Annotated in this window: 8 protein-coding genes; 1 reads left to right on the forward strand and 7 read right to left on the reverse strand. The window is 47.8% G+C overall.

Going from position 1 to position 19329, the window contains the following annotated elements; all coding sequences use genetic code 11:
- Positions 1 to 10: 10 nt before the first annotated feature.
- From EXY25_RS00695 to EXY25_RS00715, 5 genes are all read right to left on the reverse strand, one after another.
- Positions 11 to 1621: a L,D-transpeptidase family protein gene (locus EXY25_RS00695; RefSeq protein WP_130565357.1), complete on the reverse strand. Its 1611-nt coding sequence runs from the start codon at positions 1619 to 1621 to the stop codon at positions 11 to 13.
- A gap of 46 nt (positions 1622 to 1667) precedes the next feature.
- Positions 1668 to 2228 carry a peptidoglycan L,D-endopeptidase MepK gene (mepK, locus tag EXY25_RS00700; protein WP_130565358.1) on the reverse strand — a complete coding sequence of 187 codons (561 nt, stop codon included), beginning with the start codon at positions 2226 to 2228 and terminating at the stop codon, positions 1668 to 1670.
- Between the two features lie 154 nt (positions 2229 to 2382).
- A complete protein-coding gene (locus tag EXY25_RS00705) occupies positions 2383 to 5487 on the reverse strand; it encodes an efflux RND transporter permease subunit (protein WP_130565359.1) in 3105 nt (1034 codons plus the stop codon).
- Positions 5484 to 6806, reverse strand: coding sequence for an efflux RND transporter periplasmic adaptor subunit (locus EXY25_RS00710; protein ID WP_130565360.1), 1323 nt, complete (start codon positions 6804 to 6806; stop codon positions 5484 to 5486). Before EXY25_RS00710 ends, EXY25_RS00705 begins: the two co-directional genes overlap by 4 nt.
- Entirely contained in the window at positions 6790 to 7401 is a 612-nt protein-coding gene (locus tag EXY25_RS00715) for a TetR/AcrR family transcriptional regulator (RefSeq protein WP_165419209.1), read from the reverse strand. Before EXY25_RS00715 ends, EXY25_RS00710 begins: the two co-directional genes overlap by 17 nt.
- 341 nt (positions 7402 to 7742) lie before the next feature.
- Here EXY25_RS00715 and EXY25_RS00720 point away from each other — a divergent pair, with 341 nt between their 5' ends.
- Positions 7743 to 8516 (forward strand): SDR family NAD(P)-dependent oxidoreductase, encoded by a 774-nt coding sequence (locus EXY25_RS00720; protein ID WP_114338506.1) that lies wholly within the window; start codon positions 7743 to 7745, stop codon positions 8514 to 8516.
- A 64-nt stretch (positions 8517 to 8580) separates the two neighbouring features.
- Here the strand turns inward: EXY25_RS00720 and EXY25_RS00725 are convergent, their stop codons facing one another.
- Positions 8581 to 9177: an acetate uptake transporter gene (locus tag EXY25_RS00725; protein WP_130565362.1), complete on the reverse strand. Its 597-nt coding sequence runs from the start codon at positions 9175 to 9177 to the stop codon at positions 8581 to 8583.
- 224 nt (positions 9178 to 9401) lie between these two features.
- Entirely contained in the window at positions 9402 to 19325 is a 9924-nt protein-coding gene (locus EXY25_RS00730; RefSeq protein ID WP_130565363.1) for a VCBS domain-containing protein, read from the reverse strand.
- Positions 19326 to 19329: the final 4 nt, after the last annotated feature.

Raw genomic sequence — 19329 nt, forward strand, 5'->3', positions numbered from 1 at the left:
TCGTTGCTAGTTACAACTGTTGTAGTCGTCTCAGCATGTGTTCGTCATGGCCATAAATATCGTCAAACAAGAAAATATCGCCAGACGAGTCGATGACCGCAGTTTGATACAAGATGGCGACCAATACTTCGTTTTCTAGATTAACCTGCTTTGGTTGCTTGCTTGCAATGACTTCGTCCACCTTGTTTCTGTCCCAGCCTTGTTCCTGAAATATCCAAGTCGCCAGTTTAGGGACGTTTTCAACGCGGATGCAGCCATGACTGAATGCGCGAACACTTTGCTGGAAAAGTGAATGCGCTGGTGTGCCATGTAGATAGATGTGGTTAGCATTCGGAAAGATAAATTTGGCTTCGCCTAATGCGTTGTGCGCGCCGGGAGTTTGGCGCAAAAGTAGTTTGCCATTCTTGAGCTTTTCAATGTTTTCTGGTGTTGGCGGATGAACTTTGGCCGTCCAGCTAAAGTGCTCGATCATCTCGTAATAGTGTTTGGAAAAATATTCAGGTCCATCAATTGCTGGGACAATACTGCGGTGGAGGATACTGTTCGGGATGTTCCAATATGGGGTGAACACGACATACTTCATTACTTCTCTAAATATCGGGGTGCGATAACGGCTGTAGCTCTTCCCGACGACCACGGGCATCTTTAACTCAGGATCAGAGAGTGCACCGTTGAAAGCCCTCAGTTTAAACTCGGGCACATTAACAATGATAAAGCGTTGTTGAGGTATATGTGCAGGTAGCCAGCGCAACCGTTCCATACTGGCAATCATTTTACCAATTCGTGCGTCCCAGCTCATATTGAGGGCTGTCAGCGTCTGCTTTCCTACGACACCGTCTATGGTGAGACCATGCACTTTTTGCAACGCTTTGATGGCATCGACCCACGCGGTTGAGTAAATATCACTGCTTTGTGGTGCTGGAAGACGATAGAGCGCCAGTCTATCTAAGATCCCTGCAGCAAAGTTGGCAGGTAAAGGGTCTTCTGGGTTTAAGGTTTTGCTCAGTTGTAAGGCCGTTAATTCACCTTCATGCAAGATACCTTGCCATTCATGCATCAAGCGCCGCATCGCCTGATAGATATGTATTTGCGGGGCATAAGCGTCTATTAGTTTGACCGGATCTTCTCCGTTTGCGGCCGCGGCAAAGAAAGCCTGATGATCGACTGGGTTATCCAATATGGGTAAACCCATCTGCAGGTCACCTGGTGTGAGCCTGCCGTTACGCAGGTCTTCGGTAAACTGCATTGTTGAAAGGGTTAATAACAGCTCTAAAACAATAGGATCTGATGATGGGGTTTCTTTTGCTAGCGTATTTAGCTTGTCGAGCAAATAGTGTTCAGGATTTAGTCCGTCACTTTGGGCTTCATTGAGGCGGCTTAATAGTCGTTTTCCGTTAGCGGTTAGTTTCGCCGAGTCATCGATCCAGATTGGCCGATATAGCCGTGCATCATAAACTTGAACCAGTATCGAAAACAGCGATCCCATTTCGCGGATCTGTGTGATCTGTTTTGGTGGTGACTGGTGCAATACATTGGCAATTTTATCGGGAATGCTATTGGCGTGGACAGAAAGACTCATGAGAAAAAAAAGGGCAGCGATATTCCATATCTGTTTGATCATGATGCAATGCTTCTTTCTGATAATGGTTAACTATTACCATAGCTTATCAGCTAGGATGCCATCCCCAAAAGCGTGTTCTTCCGCAATCGATATGGATAAATTGATCTTTGGGGTAATAGCCAACCCCGCCAGATTGGCATTGCCATGCGATATCTCTGAGTTGACTAAGTTTGACCTCATTGACCCGAAAATCGATAGCTTTCCCCTGCATATGTAGACTGCGTTTTGCGACACCATTGCTACTGTTTGCCAACTTGGCATTGCTTTTGGGTGAACGGTAACCGGAGATGATGCCGATCTCTTTCTCTGTACCTATTTGTTGAGAAATCGATGAAAGAAAATCTAACACTCTGACATCGATGGGATGCACTTCTTTGGTTCTTCTGTCTCGCAGTAGGTGTGCGATTTGCGCCAGTGCATCAGCGTTATAGCCTGTACCGTCAGCATAGGCGATAGCAAGTCGTTCACCTGTATGAAGGTTATGCAGTTTTAGCGGAGCGTATTTGGGCTGTTCCTGAGATCCTGATGCCATGGCGTTCAGTGGTGTATTAAGGGCGATGGCTGATAGGGAACCAGCAACAGATTTTATGAAGGTACGTCTTTTCATAGCTGTAATAGACTGCGCTAACGGTTAAAAGTTGCACAAAGGATCGTGAGGATACAGGTGGTGTTTACTAGCTGTATGATTGTATTGAATTACTCAGTGATAAAAGCTCAGTCTCTATGCGAACAGAGACTGAGCTTTGTGGTGAAAAAGGTAGTTATGGTGTTTCTTTCTTTTTAGCAAAGCTCACTTTGCCAAAGTCATCCAATACTGAATAAAAGGCCGGCACCATAAACAATACCAGTACTGTTGAAGCGAAGATGCCAAAGACCACAGATATCACTAGGGGCTTGAGCACTTGCGCTTGCAAGCTCGTCTCCAGCATCAGTGGCAACATCCCTGCGGCAGTGGTCATCGAGGTGATAAAGACCGCGCGAAAACGCTCACGACTGGCTTGTACCACGGCTTCATGCACGCTATCCCCCTCTTCGACGTGATGACGAATGTATTGCACCAGCAGGATAGAGTCGTTCACCACTATCCCTGCCAGTGATACAAAGCCCATCACTGATGGCATAGACAAGCTATAGCCGAGTAGCAGGTGCCCCCAAAGCACACCAATTAAAGCTAAAGGGATCGCAACCATGACGGTGACCGGTTCCAAATAGCTTTTGAACTGCAGGCTTAATATCGCAAAGACGCCAAAGAGACCGAGCAAAAAGCCTTTGCCCATGGAGCTTCCGGTCTTGGCGCTTTCTTTAACTTCTCCTTCGAACTCTATACGCAGTCCTGGATGCTTCGCCAGCAGTTGTGGCATCAGCTCGTTGCGGAACAGCTGCAGTACCTCGTTGGTGTTGGCCTGGCTGACATCGACATCGCCCAGCACACTGATTGTTCGCAGGCCATCTATCCGTTCAATACGGACAAACCCGCGTTGAAAGGCTATCTCGGCCAGTGAAGCAAGTGGCACCTGTTTGTCGCCGACATTAATAGGAAAGTTGAGAAGGTTGCTTAGCTTAGCCGCATCAGCTTTGGCCAGCTTAACGTCGATCTGGATATTTTCCGGCCCCACTTGGATCTCATCAGCGGTTTGATGGAAATAGGCGCCGCGCAGCTGGCTGGCGAGCATCTGACCATCGATACCATACACCTCTGCACCGGGACGCAAGGTGACTAATATTTCCTCTTTACCGGGGCGCATGGTATCGAGCAAACCGTAAACTCCCTGAAAATTCGATAGGTATTGTTGGACCTCGGTGGAGACCTGCTTAAGCAGATATAGATCGTCATGCCGTATGCGAATTTCGATGGCGCGCCCCGCGGGCCCCATCTCTGGTTGTTTAAATACCATAGACAAGGGGGCGGCTAACTCGCCGGTTTCTTCACGCCATTGGCGAATGAACTCGTGTATTGATCCGTGGCGTAGTTCCGCGCTTAGCAGATCCAAGCGGACGGTGGCGACATGTGGGCCTTTCTCTTTCGCATCGTTATTGAAATTGAATTTTTCAGTCAGGTGTTGCACATAGCTTTGGTCCACTTCCTCGGCAGAAAAGCGTTCATCTACTTTTTCTGCTGCCGCGACGATCTTTTCGACCACTGTTTTTGTTTCCATCAGCGTTGCACCGGGTGGCAGTACCACGCGCGCTTCGACGATATCGCCATCAAGTTCTGGAAACCCGATAAATTTCACCGCGCCGCCAGCCACCAAGGAGAGCGAGAGTAAAAATAGGGCGATGATCGCGCCCAAGAAGCCGTAGCGCCATTTAACAACCCACTCAACGGCGTTGACCAACTGGTTGTTTCTAAACGCTTCAAAGTGCTGATGGAACCAAGCGCGGATCCCTCTTGGCGCATCGCCGTCACTGTTTTTGCTGAGCGCATGGGACAGGTGATTAGGCAGGATCAAAAACGCTTCCAATAAACTGATTGTCAGGATCAGTAGCAGTGTTAAGGGAACGACTTTTAGAACATTGCCCATCTGACCATCAAGAAACAGCAGAGATGAGAAGATAAATACCGTGGTTAAAAACGATGACAGCACGCCCGGTGCAACCTTTTTAACGCCTGCAACAATGGCTTCAGAACGCTCCATACCGCGTTCTACATGGGAAGCGATTGACTCCGCTATCACAATGGCATCATCCATCATGATGCCGATCGCCATGAGAAAAGCGACCAGCGTCATCACGTTAATCGACAGGCCAAACAATGGCATCATCGCTACGGCCGCTAAGAAGGCAACGGGTAAGCCCATGGCGACCCAAAATGAGTAGCGAAGACTGAAGAACAGCCACATGGTTAGGAAAACGAGGAACACCCCCTGCAAACCGTTTTTGATCATCATACTCAGACGATCTGAGACCAGTGAAGACATGTCGTTGGTGGTTTGTAACGTCACACCTGCGGGCAGGTTAGGGCGTATCTCATCAAGCAGTCGCAGCAAGTCTTCTTTGACTTTGAGTACGTCCTCCTCTTTGTTTTTACTGATGGACAAGATGGCGGCCGGTTTGCCATCAAACAGCACATGCTCTTCGTCCAGCTCAAAGCGATCAGTGAGCACGGCAACATCGCCGAGCCTGACGATACCGCCATCGGTATTTGAACTGATCACTGTTTCTGCCAATGCCGCAGGGGTGACCTTTTGTTCATCAAAACGGATCAGCAGGTTCTTGTCGTGGGTCTCGATGGTGCCGGAGGGCAGGCGCACGTTTTGCCGACGTAATTTGTCGGCAATATCACCGACTGATAAGCCGAGACGACGTATATCTGTCAGCGACAGTTCCACCAATATTTGATGATCAGAGAAGCCATTGATGGTGACCAGTTTAACGCCCGCTTCAAGTTTGATGCGGCGCTTCAGTTGTTCGGCATAAGCCTTTAGCTCCGACGCTGGTAGATCGGCGACTAGAGCGACATCCATGACCGGTTTGGTACGGGACAACTCGGTGACGACCGGTGGCTCAGCTTCATCGGGAAAGTCTTTCACCGCATTAATCTGAGTCTGTACATCGAGCAACATGCGGCTGATATCTGTGCCGCTATTGAGCTTTAGGGTCAGGGTGGCCATCCCTTCCACGGCTTCACAACGCACTTCTTCGATATCTGATAGGCCATCAACGGCATCTTCCATTCGCTGACACAGGTTTTCTTCGGCGTCCTGAGGCGCCGCACCCGGTTGCACTATCTGTGCTTGCACAAAATCAGATTCGAATTCTGGAAAGGTCTCCCGCTTGATCGTTGGGATCACCATTAAGCCAACCAAAATCATCGATAACATCAATAGGTTGGCTGCGGTTGGGTGCCGCGTAAAATAGTTGATCACGGCTGAACCTCGGTGTTGATTACTTTCAGTGCCATGCCAGCCACCGCGGGCATTAGATCTGTGGTTATCACACGATTACCCGGCGAAAGTTCGGCGGTAATGGCCACTGATTGGCCGTTGAAGAACAGCATTTTCGCTGGAATGATCTGTAACTGATCATTGTTATCCAGCAGATATATCTGATTACCGTGCAGTGCTTTCAGTGGTAATAGCCAATGCGCTTTAGGCTTGCCCTTAATTTCCGCACGGAGAAACATACCGTTGACTAGCGGCGGTTTAACAGCGGGCTCAATCTCTTGCCAGTTTTGTTCAACTTCCAGAAAGATACCGACGGTGGCTTGGCTGGGATCAACCGTGTCACTGATCCGGTCAACGCTGGCGGGCCAGCGATAGTTAAAATCGAATCCTTCCAGGATTAGCTCGGCAGTCATTCCCAGTTCAGAGACTTGTGGCATGCCATTGTCCAGTGGCTTGAAGTTCAAACTCCGTACCAGCGTTCGCATATCGTGAATGGATACTTGCGCATTCACGTTCATCAGTTGCATACCATGGGCGCTGACCATCACTTGCTGACTATTAACAACTTGGTCCAATTCGACGTCAACTTCTGCGATTCTGCCTCGAAAGGGCAGTACTACCTCGGTTTTATCCAGTTTGCGTTTGGCATCATCAACTCTGGCGCTGGCTTGGCGGAGTTGTGCTTGCAACAGTTCCTCTTCGTTAGGCATCAGCTTTAACTGGTTTTCCAGTTCTTGCACCTTTTGCTGCTGTTGCAGTAGGTTTTGCGCTTCAAGATCCAGCTCAGACTGGGACACTAGGTTTTTATTCTTTAGCTGTTTTTTCCGGGTAAGCTCTTGTTTGGACAGCGCCAGACGATCATGCTCGATTTGCAAAGACAGCGCTAAGTTTTGCCGTTCTAAGGTTTTCCCTTCGAGTTGTACTTCAATGGCGCGATGGTCAGCTTCGGCCTCTGCCAGGCTGATCTCATAATCAGTGCGGTCGATACGCAGCAGCGTGCTACCTGCTGGTAGGGTTTTGCCCTTATACATGTCTGGGTTGCGGTAAACCACACGGCCGCTCACTTCGGCAACTGCTTGCCATATCTGCTTCGGCTCGACACGGCCGAAGCCCTCAATGGTTGGCGCAATCAGCTGTTGTTTGACGACCAGTATGTCGACTGCCGCAGCGTTCTCTGTGGAAGGTGAAAGTGCTGGTTTGCCTTTTAGCGCGATGATGACAATAAGAGCCAGTAAACCAGCCCCCACACCGTAGACAAATAGGCGCTTTTTCGGCGTGAGGGAGTTAAGCTGAAAGCCCATGTTTTAACAGTTCCTTATTATGTTTCGCTAAACGTTGTAGGAAATTAGTATCTAACTTGATGCCCTGCATCTGCATGATGGCCGGTGGCATTAGGAATGGAAATACCATCAGACTGATAAGGGACATACGGATCAGTTTAGGATCAAGATCTGGCTTAAGATCCGCTTTACTCATGCTGGCATCTATCTTCCGGTCGAAGGTGTCGTTGATATGGGTAAACAGGCGCTGGATGATCTGTCGGGAAGGATCATTTTCCGGCAATGACATTGCCCGCTGCACCAGTTTCGGAAACGCCGGCAGCGGCGCCATCGTTTCGTAATAGCCGCTGATAATATCGCCCAGCCCATCGACGCTACTATTATTCACAAACCGTTCCAACTGTGCCGTCATCTGATCGATGAACTGGCGACAGACAGCTTCGAATAAGCCTGCTTTGTTAGCAAAATAGTAGCGGATCATACCTATGTTGGAGTCTGCTCGGGTCGCGATGGCACGAGTGCTGACTTTTTCGTAAGGCAGCGACGTAAATAGTTGCGCCGCAGCATCAATTAGCCGCTGTCGAACGCGGCTATCTTCACTTGGTCGTCCAACCATGGAGCGTTTCCTTGTTAATCGAGTGATTAATATCTTAGACCGCGCCATGCTGAATGGCGAAGGGCTTTAATTCATCGTATATCTGGGAGTGATTAATTTACGCTGATTCTCGGTAAATAGGGGTAAAACACTGTAAAGATAGGTAAAGCACATGCTGTGCTTTTCTCCTGTTTTATCTCTTTGATTAACAGGACTGTTGACGCTTGTTTGGTGTCGTAAGAATAATCGCGCACTAACGGTTGTCAGTGGTTATCGAAATAGTCTTTGCTTAGGGATATTTGGATTACGCTTATGGCAGTACGCGTACTTTTCAATAATCCCGCTCATTGGAGAATATCAGCATGGCCAACTTAGATAACAAAGTGGTTTTGGTAACCGGTTCAACAAAAGGGATAGGGTTGGCGATCGCGCAATCCTTTGCTGACAAGGGTTGCCGCGTCATTGTGCATGGCCGAGATGCACAACAGGCCGCACAGGTTTGCTTGGACATTAAGGGCTATGCGAGCGTAGCTGGTGATCTTAGTAGCGCGAATGCATGTGACGAGGTGTTACAGCAACTATCTCATTTAGATGATGTTGAATATTTAGTGAATAATGCCGGTATTTTTAGTGTGGCGGATTTTTTTGCCATTGATGACGATGAGTGGCTGCGTTACTACCAGACCAATGTGCTTAGCGTTGTGCGTCTTTGCCGGGCGCTGATGCCAGGTATGTTGGCGCGCGACAGTGGTGGGATCATCAATGTGGCAAGCGAAGCTGGCTATAAACCGTTACCGCAGATGATCCATTATTCCGTGAGTAAGACGGCGCTGACAGGCTTATCACGTGGACTTGCAGAGTTGACTAAAGGGACCAACGTTACCGTCAACACGCTATTGCCGGGGCCAACCTGGACGGCTGGGGTAGAGGAGTACTTTGCAGGTCTAGCAAAAGAGGAGGGCAGGCCACTAGATGAACTGGTGGAAAACTACTTCCAGGAACATGAGCCGAACTCGTTGATCCAGCGGTTTATTACCATTGAAGAGGTGGCCGATGCTGCCGTTTTTGTTGCTGGGAATGGTGCGGTTAATGGCAGTGCACTAAGAGTTGAGGGCGGGATTATTCGCTCGATATAAGACGTTTGATATAAGGATCCAAACAGGCACCGATAAGATGCCTTTTGGATTGACTTAGCAGCTTTTATGCGGCCACTTTCAACTGGATTGGCGCGCTGAGCTTGTGCTCGCCAATAGGTAATACTGTGCGTCCATATTGCTCATTGATCACGGTCGCCATTGCCAGATAGATTGCGCTAGCGCCACATAAAATACCTTCGTAGCCAGCAATCGTGCCTATCACGGCGCTGCCGGTGAAATCGCGGAGCGCCAACAAGAAGAACAGCAGCGTTAATGATGCAAAGACAAACTGTTTAACCCGTGGAAATTTGACTGTGCCTGCCAACATAAACAGGGTAAATATGCCCCACATCAGCAGGTAAAATCCCATGTAGGCTTGGGGCGTTGCTTCAGCGATACCCATTTCAGGCAAGACCAGAAGTAGTACCAAACTCCACCAAAAAGTACCGTAAGAGATAAAGGCAGTAACGCCAAAGGTGTTACCGCGTTTGTATTCCATGATGCCGGCGATGATTTGAGCTAAACCGCCGTAACAGAGCCCCATGGCCAGGATCATGGCGCTAATAGGAAAAAAACCTGCATTGTGGATATTTAGTAAGATAGTGGTCATGCCAAAGCCCATAAGGCCTAATGGGGCTGGATTCGCCAACTTTTCGGTCACGTACGTTACTCCGAGGGAGGGAGGTAATTAAGGAGGCGCGATTGTAGTCGTGTGACATAGATCACACAAGCTTTGTATTACATTGGCAAATGTCAGCGAACAAAACATAGCCAAGATCGCTTATTAATAATTGAGATAGCTTTGCGAACTCGTTCTGCCGCCATAAATTTGCAGTGTATCGAGTGGATCTTAACCAAGCTTTATTTGCTCATGGGGCTGTTTTATTACCATTGATTGTGCATATTGTGGAGTGCGGAGTGCATCAGCTCGTCATCGTTGACTTGGTTATCTAAGTGGTCGACCGGCTGCTCACCCATCGTGGCATCATCAAGTTTATGCTGGTGTTCATCCTGCAAGGGGTTTTCAAACGCGTCTGCAGGCTGGGTATCAAACATCTCTGCATCTTGGTTAATCTGTGTTGCTGCCATATCAGGTAAATCAGTGGCCAATGGTGTCTCAGATGCTGGCGTAATATCCGTCTGACTTATACCAACCATTTGTAAATAGTGATCGATGGGTGAACTTGCTTCTGAAGGACTAATCGGAGTTGTATGTGACGGCTGAGCGGGAGGCGTTTCATCGGCAGCGCCAATATCTGATACTACATGGTCAAATGATGATTCATCTTCTGTGATGCTGGCGCTAAAAGCCTGTATGTCGTCCGGTGCGTCGTGCATCTCAGCAGCCGGTGGCGGAGCCACCGAAGTGTCAGGTGTGACGGTCATAGCAACAAGATGAGTAGAGGTTTGATTGTGACCACTATGGCCATGAACATAGGTCACATCCAGATTCACTTTAACATCCACATTTGATGCATGTACATCGTGATAAACAACTTGAAACACATCATGATGCTCTTCTGATACTGTTTGCCCTGCCCAATGGGTGCCTCCTGCTGCTTTATTGCCAGGAGCTGGCGCTTGGCTATAAACATAGTCAACGTGACCAGTATCTGGGTCGATAGTTAAGGTGCCATATTGGCCGTGTAGGCTAGTAGAGGTATGACCTTTTCCATCACTAATCGCCCAACCACCACTGGGTAAATGAGGGGTGAGTTGTTGTATTAACGGTGGTACAACCAAATCGCCAGATATGTGCGAGCCAATACTGCCACCGCCCGTAGGTGTGGGTGGTGCTTTAAAGCTCAAGCTCGGTACAGGATTAGCGCTATCACCAACAAAAAGCGGACTGTGTATTGATGCTAGATTACCCGCAAGATCCTGAACTGACGCGGTAATATCAACGGTGCCTCCCGGCAGAGCCTGCACCTCTGCTGCAGTTAAAGAAGTACTCCAAGCACCATGAGCCACTGCAGCTTGGTAGTGATGACCGCCAATGGAGACTGTAACTGTTTGTCCATCTTCAACCCCAGACACAGTACCGGTTATATCAATGGTTTGGTGGTGTTCACTCGCTTCAATAATATTGTCGCCGGAAATGGGGTTAACCCGAATGCTTGCGCCTGTATCTATGCTGTAGTGATGGTTATCTGTCGCGGTGGCACTGTTTCCGGCTTCATCGGTTATAGTGATTGATGCCATGATATTGGTGTGACTGCCCAGTTGGTCGGCGGGAACGTCAATAGAGAATTGATGATTAGCATCAACTGCACCGGTGTATGTGCGTGCCCCCAGCGTAAGGGTAACCTTATCTCCTACATTGACCTCGCTGCTCACTGTCCCAGTGACCGCTAGATTAGCACTGAGCTCTGTTTGATTAAGCACGTTATCGGCGGTAACAGGATCAAGACTAATATGTGGCGAAGGTGATTGGGTGTCTAGGGTGAAACTAAGACTGCTGGCTGCTGAAGCATGCCCAGCACCATCAGTCTGTCTCACCTGTAGCTGATTCACCCCTTCAATTGGCGAAAATTGAGTACTCCAATTTTTGCCGCCGTCAATAGAATACTCTACCTGCATTCCCGCTGTTTGGCCTGAGATGCTAAGCGTCCCATCCTGAGTGACTAAATCTGTAGCCGAGCTACCGGTATCATTTGCCAGTGCTACCGTTAACGGTGCAATAATGGGAGGCTGGTATGGATCTATATGAATACTCAAGGTGTTCTGGCTATTATCCGCATAATCACCGTGCGTGTCTGTTACTCGATAGATAAGAGAAGGCACTTGCCCACTAAAAGAGTTGTTTGGAGTAAAGCTGTAGTCGCCATTGGCTGAAATCGCAATCATCCCAACACCGCTAATGTTGTGAGTTTGCCCCGCTTGAACCGTCACGTAGTGCTGCGTTACAGGATCTTTATACTGCACATCATGAAGCTCTAAGTGTGCACCATCATCCACATCTGTTGCGCCTTGGAGTAGATTCCCTGTAACCGGGCCATTGTTTTGTGGCGAATGCGGGCTAAAGCTGTGAATAATCGGTTTGTCGCTGGTGCCAGTGATAACTACTCGTGCTTGCTGCTGCGAGGCTTGTAGGTTGCTGCCCGCGCTTTGTTGTAACTGATACTTAATGTCAATGGTTGAGGCAATGCCGTTAGCTAAGTGGTTGTAGCTATTGTGGGCGGGGTCGACCTGCAAGGTATGCCCATCTCTGGCAAGCATAAAACCATCGGGCACCCGATTAGAAAAGTGGATACCGTCAGTTGAAAATTGCAATTGGCTCACGCCCGTAGCATTAAGCCCGCCAAAGAGATCGAGTGACTGCTGTGCTTCCCCTTCGTTGAGGCTGAGGCTAGGGCGATCATCATGGCCGTGAACTTGAATGTTGATGGTATGGCTAGCTGTGCCGTCGGGTGAACTAAAGGTAAAGCTATCGGTGACAATTTGGCCTGCCTTTAAGGCATTGGTTGCGGCTAACTTATTGTTTAGGCTATATGCCCAGTGGCCATCTGCTTCTATATTTATTTCACCATATTGCCCCAGTAAATGAGCTTGTGGCACAAAGTTGGCTTCGCCGCTATCCACATCAGTCAGTGTTAACTGCCCCGTCAGACGACTCGTTGCAGCATCTTCGAAGATATCGACGTTTGATGATGCTCGTGACTGACCATTGATAAGGGCCGCATCATTCACCGCCGCAAGAGTCGTACTTGCGCTGGTGTGGGTTATTCCACCGTGCGCGTCTTTGACGTCATAGTTAAAGTGCACCGCGCCGTTGTAGTCTTTGTCTGGGGTAAAGGTGAAGGTGCCATCGCTATTAATTAATATCGAACCATGGTCGGCGTGCAGGTTTTCAATGGTTAGTTTACCGGCGTCATTGGCATCCACATCGACAGTATTTGCCAACAGTTGACCGGTAGTCAGCGTTTGGCGTGTATCTTCACTGCCACTTTGTAGTAGGACCTCGGATGAGCAATAGGGGCGGTCATTACTGCCATGAATCGTAATGACAATATCGTGAGAGGTGCCATCTTTTGAATAAACCGTAATAGTATCAGTTAGGGTTTGGCCTTCACCGAGCTGGTCAATTGTCGAGCCTCTGTTGGACGCGTAGCCGCCTTTAATGCGCACTCCGCCAGCATCAGCATAATAGGTCCATTGACCATTTTCTTGAAGCAATAGATCACCGAATTTACCCGAGTAGGTAAAACCGATCCCGTGAGTGTTGAAGGCTGCTTCGCCGGAATCCAAGTCAGAAATAGTTAATGTGCCACTGGCATACAGAGGGTTACGGTCTAGGTGGGCCATCCCCGGTTGCGCATAGTCAGGTGACATATCTTTACCGGCGGAATTTTCGGTGACACTGCTAGTATCGATACCTGCGATGATCGCAGAGTCGTTGCTACCTTGTACATTAATTTGAATATGTTGTGTTGCTTTAGAGCCATCACTTGAAATAGCTACAATATCAAATCCTTCTGTTTGATTTTGTCCCGCCGTTAAGTGCTGTGCTTTGGTAGCATCTAATTGGTAATGCCAAGTACCATCTTTAGCGACACTGAAACTGCCAAAATTACCTGTTAAATTCTGCGTTTGAAAATGCACGCTATCATCTTTATCAACATCGTGTACCTGTAATGTGCCCGATAGGGAGGTTATTTGATCTTCAATAGCAGTGCCCATCGATGCTGTTAACGAATCAGGAGTATCGATAATGACGTGATCCTCTGTGCCTTTAATCGTCGCTGTAATAGGAATGCGCGTGCCATCTGCGGTGATTAATGTCATGTGATCGGTGAGGCTTTGACCATCTTTTAATTGTTGAATTTCAGTGTGATTATTATCTGCGATATAACTCCATTTATTATGCCCATCAAAGCCATGAGTGGTGACAAATGAACCGTGAGCTCCCTGTAAGGTCATTGCAAAATTGGCGGGGACGCTATGCTCTACACCATTAACTTCAATTTTGACAATTTGTGCATCTGCTTGACCATCGGTGTCAGTAATATCAAGATTTTTCCAATAGGAAGTTAACGTATGAGAAGCGGGACGGCTAAGATGATCTTCAATCACTTCGTTGCTAGATAACGCACTCGCAAGTACTGAAGCATCATTGACAGCAACTAAATTGATCGTTGCGTCTGTTTGCGTAGCCCCTCCGTGGCGATCCATGACATCATAATTAAAGTGTACAACTCCGTTGTAGTCTTTGTCTGGGGTAAAGGTGAAGCTGCCATCGGCATTGGTGCTGATTGTCCCATGGTCGACTGTTAAGTGGGTGGCTTTTAGCCAGCCTTGATCGTTGCTGTCACTATCACTGGCATGGGCTAACAAATCCTGTTGGGTTAATATAACCTGCTTGTCTTCACTGCCTTGGCTAAGTACTAGGCCGCTTTTAACGGTTGGCGCGTCGTTACTACCGTGAACAACAACAGTCACTGTCTTGGTGATTCGGCTCCCATCGGTTGATATAGCCTCAATGGTGAAGTGTTCGTTCCATTCATCACCTTGCCCTAATACTCCTGCTTTTGACTCATCGACAACGTAGTGCCAGTGGCCATCGGTATCAACTGAAAATTCACCATATTTGCCAGCAGTTTGGGTAATGGCCCAGCTCACTGAATCATGAGTATCACTATCATGGGCCTGTAGCTGACCACTGACTTGTGCGCCTGTTGATTGATGCTCAATCACATCGCCAAGATGATTGGGGGCATCAATAATTACATGATCTTCTGTGCCTTTTATCTCTACAGACAGTGCTTGGCGGGTGCCGTCTGGCGCAACTAAAGTGATACTTTCGTGTAAAGATTCCCCTTCTTTTAAACCTTGAATCGATGGGTTGCGATTATCACCGTTATACAACCAAACTAGCTCGCCCTTGTGCGGGCCATGGGAATATGTTGTTAGTTCGAACTTGCCATAATTGGTTTGGATATCAAGAGGCGACCCGACTTGCCAAGTAACAGTTTTCCCACCAAACTCAATGTCGATTTGATCAACCTTACTGTCTGTATCCGTAATCGTTAGTTGATGCCATTGGGTACCAGCAAAACGGCTGCCACCAAAGTTGCCATAAGAGTTGGCACCAGGGTCAACATCTTCTTTAGCAAAATCTGTGGTTATGCCAGCAAATACTGTGTGATCATCTACAGCAGTCAAGCTAGTGGATGCACCAGTGTGAGTGATACCACCGTGGGCATCTTTCACGTCATAGGTGAAATGAACTTGGCCGTTATAATCTTTCTCTGGTGTAAAGGTGAAACTGCCGTCTTGATTATGCTTAATGGAACCGTGGTCGGCATGCAGGTTCTCAATGCTCAGCAGCCCAGCATCATTGTTATCTACATCAACCGTGTTTTGCAGCAGTTGCGCGACTGTAATGGTTTGGCGAGTATCTTCAGTGCCTGCATTCAGTTGCACTTCTGACGAACAATAGGGGCGATCATTACTGCCATGAATGGTGATGACAATATCGTGAGATGTGCCATCTTTTGAATAAACGGTCACAGTATCAGTCAGGGTTTCTCCTTTGCCAAGATGATCAATTGCGGTGCCCCTATTTGTTGCATGGCCACCTTTCCCACGGATGTTTCCAGCATCAGCATAATAGGACCATGTACCATCTTCTCGCAGTAACAAATCGCCATATTTACCGACATAATTGTATCCGACGCCATGAGAATCAAATGCAGATTCATCTGTATCAACATCAGTAATAGTTAGCGCACCACTGGCATAAAGAGGACTATTACCTAAATGACTCATACCAGGTTGAGCATAATCAGGGGACATATCTCGACCTGCAGTACCTTCGATGACATCCCCCGTATCAACCCCACCTATGACAGCGGCATTATTAACTCCAGTAATACTAATTGTAAGGTTTTGCGTAGAGCTGGCATTATGCTCATCGGTTACAGTGACCGGGATGGTAAGGGTTTTAGTGACGCCAGATGCTAAGGATTGATAACTTGAGTTGCTCGGATCGAAGCTATAGCTGCCATCAGTGTTAAATATCAGTCCATCAATTTTTGGGGTTGAATAATGCAGTGTTGCGCCAGTATCAATATCTTGCCCACGCATTTGCCCATATATGAGGGCACCACCTTCAATAACCGTATGCGACTGTGCAGCAATCGTGGGTCTGTCATTTGTACCGTGAACCGTCATTTCAATGGTATGAGTGGTGCCATCCGCTGAGCGAATAACAACCGAGTCTTTTATCGCTTCTCCCTCTGCGAGGTGTTGAATATTTCGATTGTCCAAGGTGTAGGTGTAATGACCATTTTGCATTAGCACCACATGGCCGCCTAGCTTAGTGTCATAACCAATACCTTGGTTGGTTTGCGGGCCAATATTTGGATCAAATTTAGCTTCACCGGCATCTGGGTCTTGGATGTTCAGTTGGCCGTTATAATTCAGTTTATAGTGAGTATCGATATAGCCGCGATCTTCAGTGACACCCCGTAAGTTCGGGTTTGTTTGGGCGTCGGTAATAACTGCATTATCGGGAGATGCTGCTAGGTCAAATTTGGCTTGGGTACTAACATTGTCACCTTGCCCATCTACTACGTTATAGCTCAAGCGAACTTCACCATTAAAATCCTTATCTGGAGTGAAGGTGTAGCTGCCATCGTTATTGTTTATGAGGTGGCCATGGGAGGCTTGCAAGTTCTCGACTCGCAGAGTATCAGTGGTATCAATATCGCTTGCGTGTCTGAGTAGATCTGCGATTTGAATTATGACAGGTTTGTCTTCTGTTCCGGCTGCTAGTTGAGCCCAAGCAGTGACAATAGGCTTATCATTACTCCCCGTTACATCAACAACAACTTTATGTGGTACAGCCACTCCTGATGAGTCGGTTGCCGTTACCCAAAATGTCTCTTGTTGCTGTTGACCTGCAGCCAGCTTATCTGTCGTGCCACCTGTTGAATTATCTAACTGATAACGCCAGTTTCCTTGCTGATCGATTGATAAATTACCAAATTGACCTTGAGGTTGGCTAATCGCCCATTGAATACTGTCAGTTGAGTCAAGATCAGTCGCAATAAGGGTGCCAGTTGCATTCGCTTTCCCAGTAATATTTTCTCCCTGTTCAATAACGTTTCCTGAGGATACTCCTGAAATAACGGGTAAGTCGTTAGAGCCGTTAATGGTGACAGTGATCTTTTGCTCGGTGCCGTCAACACTATGAACAATTAGAGTATCGGTAACTGACTCTCCGTTTTTTAACCCTTGAATGGTCGCTTGTGAATTGTCTGCGGTGTAGGTCCAATGACCCAATTGGTTAATCGACAAGGTGCCAAATTTGCCTTGCAATACACCTGCTTGGAATTGGTTTTCTCCAGCATCAACATCAGTGACCGTCAGCGCCCCATCAACGCGAAATAGGCCATTATGAACCTCTTTATCTTCAGTGAGCGAGGCCGTGGCTGTGCCAGCAATCACGGCTTTATCGTCGGTGCCATCAATCGTGACAGTGATTTTTTGTTCAGTGCCGTCAACACTATGAACAATTAGAGTATCGGTAACTGACTCTCCGTTCTTTAACCCTTGAATGGTCGCTTGTGAATTATCCGCAGTGTAAGTCCAGTGACCTAATTCATTGATTGAAAGAGTACCAAACTGACCTTGCAACGAGGTAGCAGCGAATTGGTTTTGGCCTGCATCGGCGTCAGTGATAGTCAGCGCCCCATCAACACGAAGTAGACCACTATGAACGTCTTTATCTTCAGTGAGCGAAGCCGTAGCTGTGCCAGCAATCACCGCTTTATCGTCGGTGCCGTTAATCGTCACTGTGATTTTCTGTTCAGTGCCATCGACGCTGTGAACAACTAGAGTGTCAGTTAAGGCTTCACCGGTTTTTAAGCCTTGAATAGCCGTTTGTGAATTATCCGCAGTGTAAGTCCAATGACCTAATTCATTGACTGAAAGAGTACCAAACTGCCCTTGTAATGAGGTCGCGGTAAATTGTGCCTGACCACTATCCGCATCCGTTACCGTCAGCGCCCCATCGACACGTAGCTGCCCACTATGAACCTCTTTATCTTCGGTAAGACTCGCGGTTGCAGTACCACCTATCACCGCTTTATCGTCGGTGCCATCAATCGTGACAGAGATTTTTTGCTCGGTGCCATCAACGGAGTGCACCAGTAACGTGTCGGTGAGAGACTCTCTGCTTTTAAGGCCTTGGATCGTAGGCTGAGAATTATCAGCGGTGTAGGTCCAATGACCCAGACTATTGATACTCAGCGTACCGAACTGGCCTTGCAATACTTCTGCTTGGAATTGGTTTTCTCCAGCATCAACATCAGTGACAGTCAGCGCACCATCAACGCGAAGTAGGCCATTATGAATCTCTTTATCTTCCGTGAGACTGGCGGTGCTGGTGCCAGCGATTTCGGCTTTGTCATCAGTCCCGTTAATGGTGACAGTGATTTTTTGCTCAGTGCCATCAACGGAGTGCACCAGTAATGTGTCGGTGAGTGACTCACCGTTTTTTAGCCCTTGAATTGAACTTTGTGAGTTGTCTGCGGTGTAGATCCAATGACCTAATTGATTAATCGACAAGGTACCAAATTGGCCTTGCAAAGATGTTGCTTGGAACTGGGCTTCGCCGTTGTCTGCGTCAGTGATTGTTAACGCACCATCAACGCGAAGTAGGCCATTATGAACCTCTTTATCTTCAGTGAGCGAGGCCGTTGCTGTGCCAGCAATCACGGCTTTATCGTCGGTACCGTTAATCGTCACAGTGATTTTTTGTTCAGTGCCATTAACGGAGTGCACCAGCAATGTGTCGGTGAGTGACTCACCGCTTTTAAGGCCTTGGATCGTAGGCTGAGAATTATCGGCGGTGTAGATCCAGTGACCCTGATTATTGATACTCAGCGTACCAAGCTGGCCTTGTATTGAGGTAGCCGTAAATCGATCTTGCCCTGTGTCAGGAGTTATAACATCGAGCTGACCCGAAGTGTGAAGCAGCCCGTTAGTAAGCTCTTTGTCTTCGGTGATTGAACCTGATTTAACGCCCGATATGACAGAATGGTGTTGTGCTGGCGAAGGTGCCCCCAGGGGATCTTTTTCGCTTGAAGAGCTGGTTTGAGTGACGCTAGTATGGCCATCCGTTGGCGGGGTATGGCCTTTTCCAAGCATCTGTTCTTTCGTCTTTGTGTTTGTTGCTTGACCTTGGGGAGGGTTAGTATGTGGCCCGGAATTATCCGGCGCTTTAACCGTTTGTTGACGAATAAACGTGGCTGCATTGTTCTCTTGCGCTGTTTTTGCGACGGATATATCAGGTGCTGTAGTAACTGGGGGTATATGAGTGTCTGTCGGTGTTATGTTGCCATGGGTACCATGATACCTGACTGTACCACTACTTTTGGTCGGCGCTTCAGGCGCGTTATCGATCGACTGTTGTTGCTCTGATCCGCCTTCTGACTCTCTGCTTTGAATTGCCTTCTGCTCAACATTTGCGATGTTAATGTTAGTCTGCGCTTGTTTTTCCGCAGGATCTTCTAGTAACTGCTCTGGAGCAGATTGCTCATTTTGTGAGCTTACAGGAGCAGCTTTTGATTTCGCCGCTACGAGGTCTTCGTTGTCGCCGGTAGTTTTTAGTTCCTTATCTCTAAGCTCTTTGGCTTTTAAGCGCTTCACATCCTTATCGATCTGCTTGGACTTTTGAAACGCCTTGCGTGTTGATTTTTCGCCATGTAATGACGTTTGTTCCATCTGGCTTTGATCGTTTGCGTCAGGAACTGATAGGCCTAGGGTATGAGGTTGTTTGTTATCTTTGTCTGACTTGGTCATCAAA

The organism is Corallincola spongiicola (assembly GCF_004284785.1).
Lineage (GTDB): Bacteria > Pseudomonadota > Gammaproteobacteria > Enterobacterales > Neiellaceae > Corallincola > Corallincola holothuriorum.

Bases quoted from the DNA above. Each gene is read 5' to 3' on its own strand.
- EXY25_RS00695 (WP_130565357.1), bottom strand. From the start codon at position 1,621: ATGATCAAACAGATATGGAATATCGCTGCCCTTTTTTTTCTCATGAGT.
- mepK (WP_130565358.1), bottom strand. From the start codon at position 2,228: ATGAAAAGACGTACCTTCATAAAATCTGTTGCTGGTTCCCTATCAGCC.
- EXY25_RS00710 (WP_130565360.1), bottom strand. From the start codon at position 6,806: ATGGGCTTTCAGCTTAACTCCCTCACGCCGAAAAAGCGCCTATTTGTC.
- EXY25_RS00715 (WP_165419209.1), bottom strand. From the start codon at position 7,401: ATGGTTGGACGACCAAGTGAAGATAGCCGCGTTCGACAGCGGCTAATT.
- EXY25_RS00720 (WP_114338506.1), top strand. From the start codon at position 7,743: ATGGCCAACTTAGATAACAAAGTGGTTTTGGTAACCGGTTCAACAAAA.
- EXY25_RS00730 (WP_130565363.1), bottom strand. From the start codon at position 19,325: ATGACCAAGTCAGACAAAGATAACAAACAACCTCATACCCTAGGCCTA.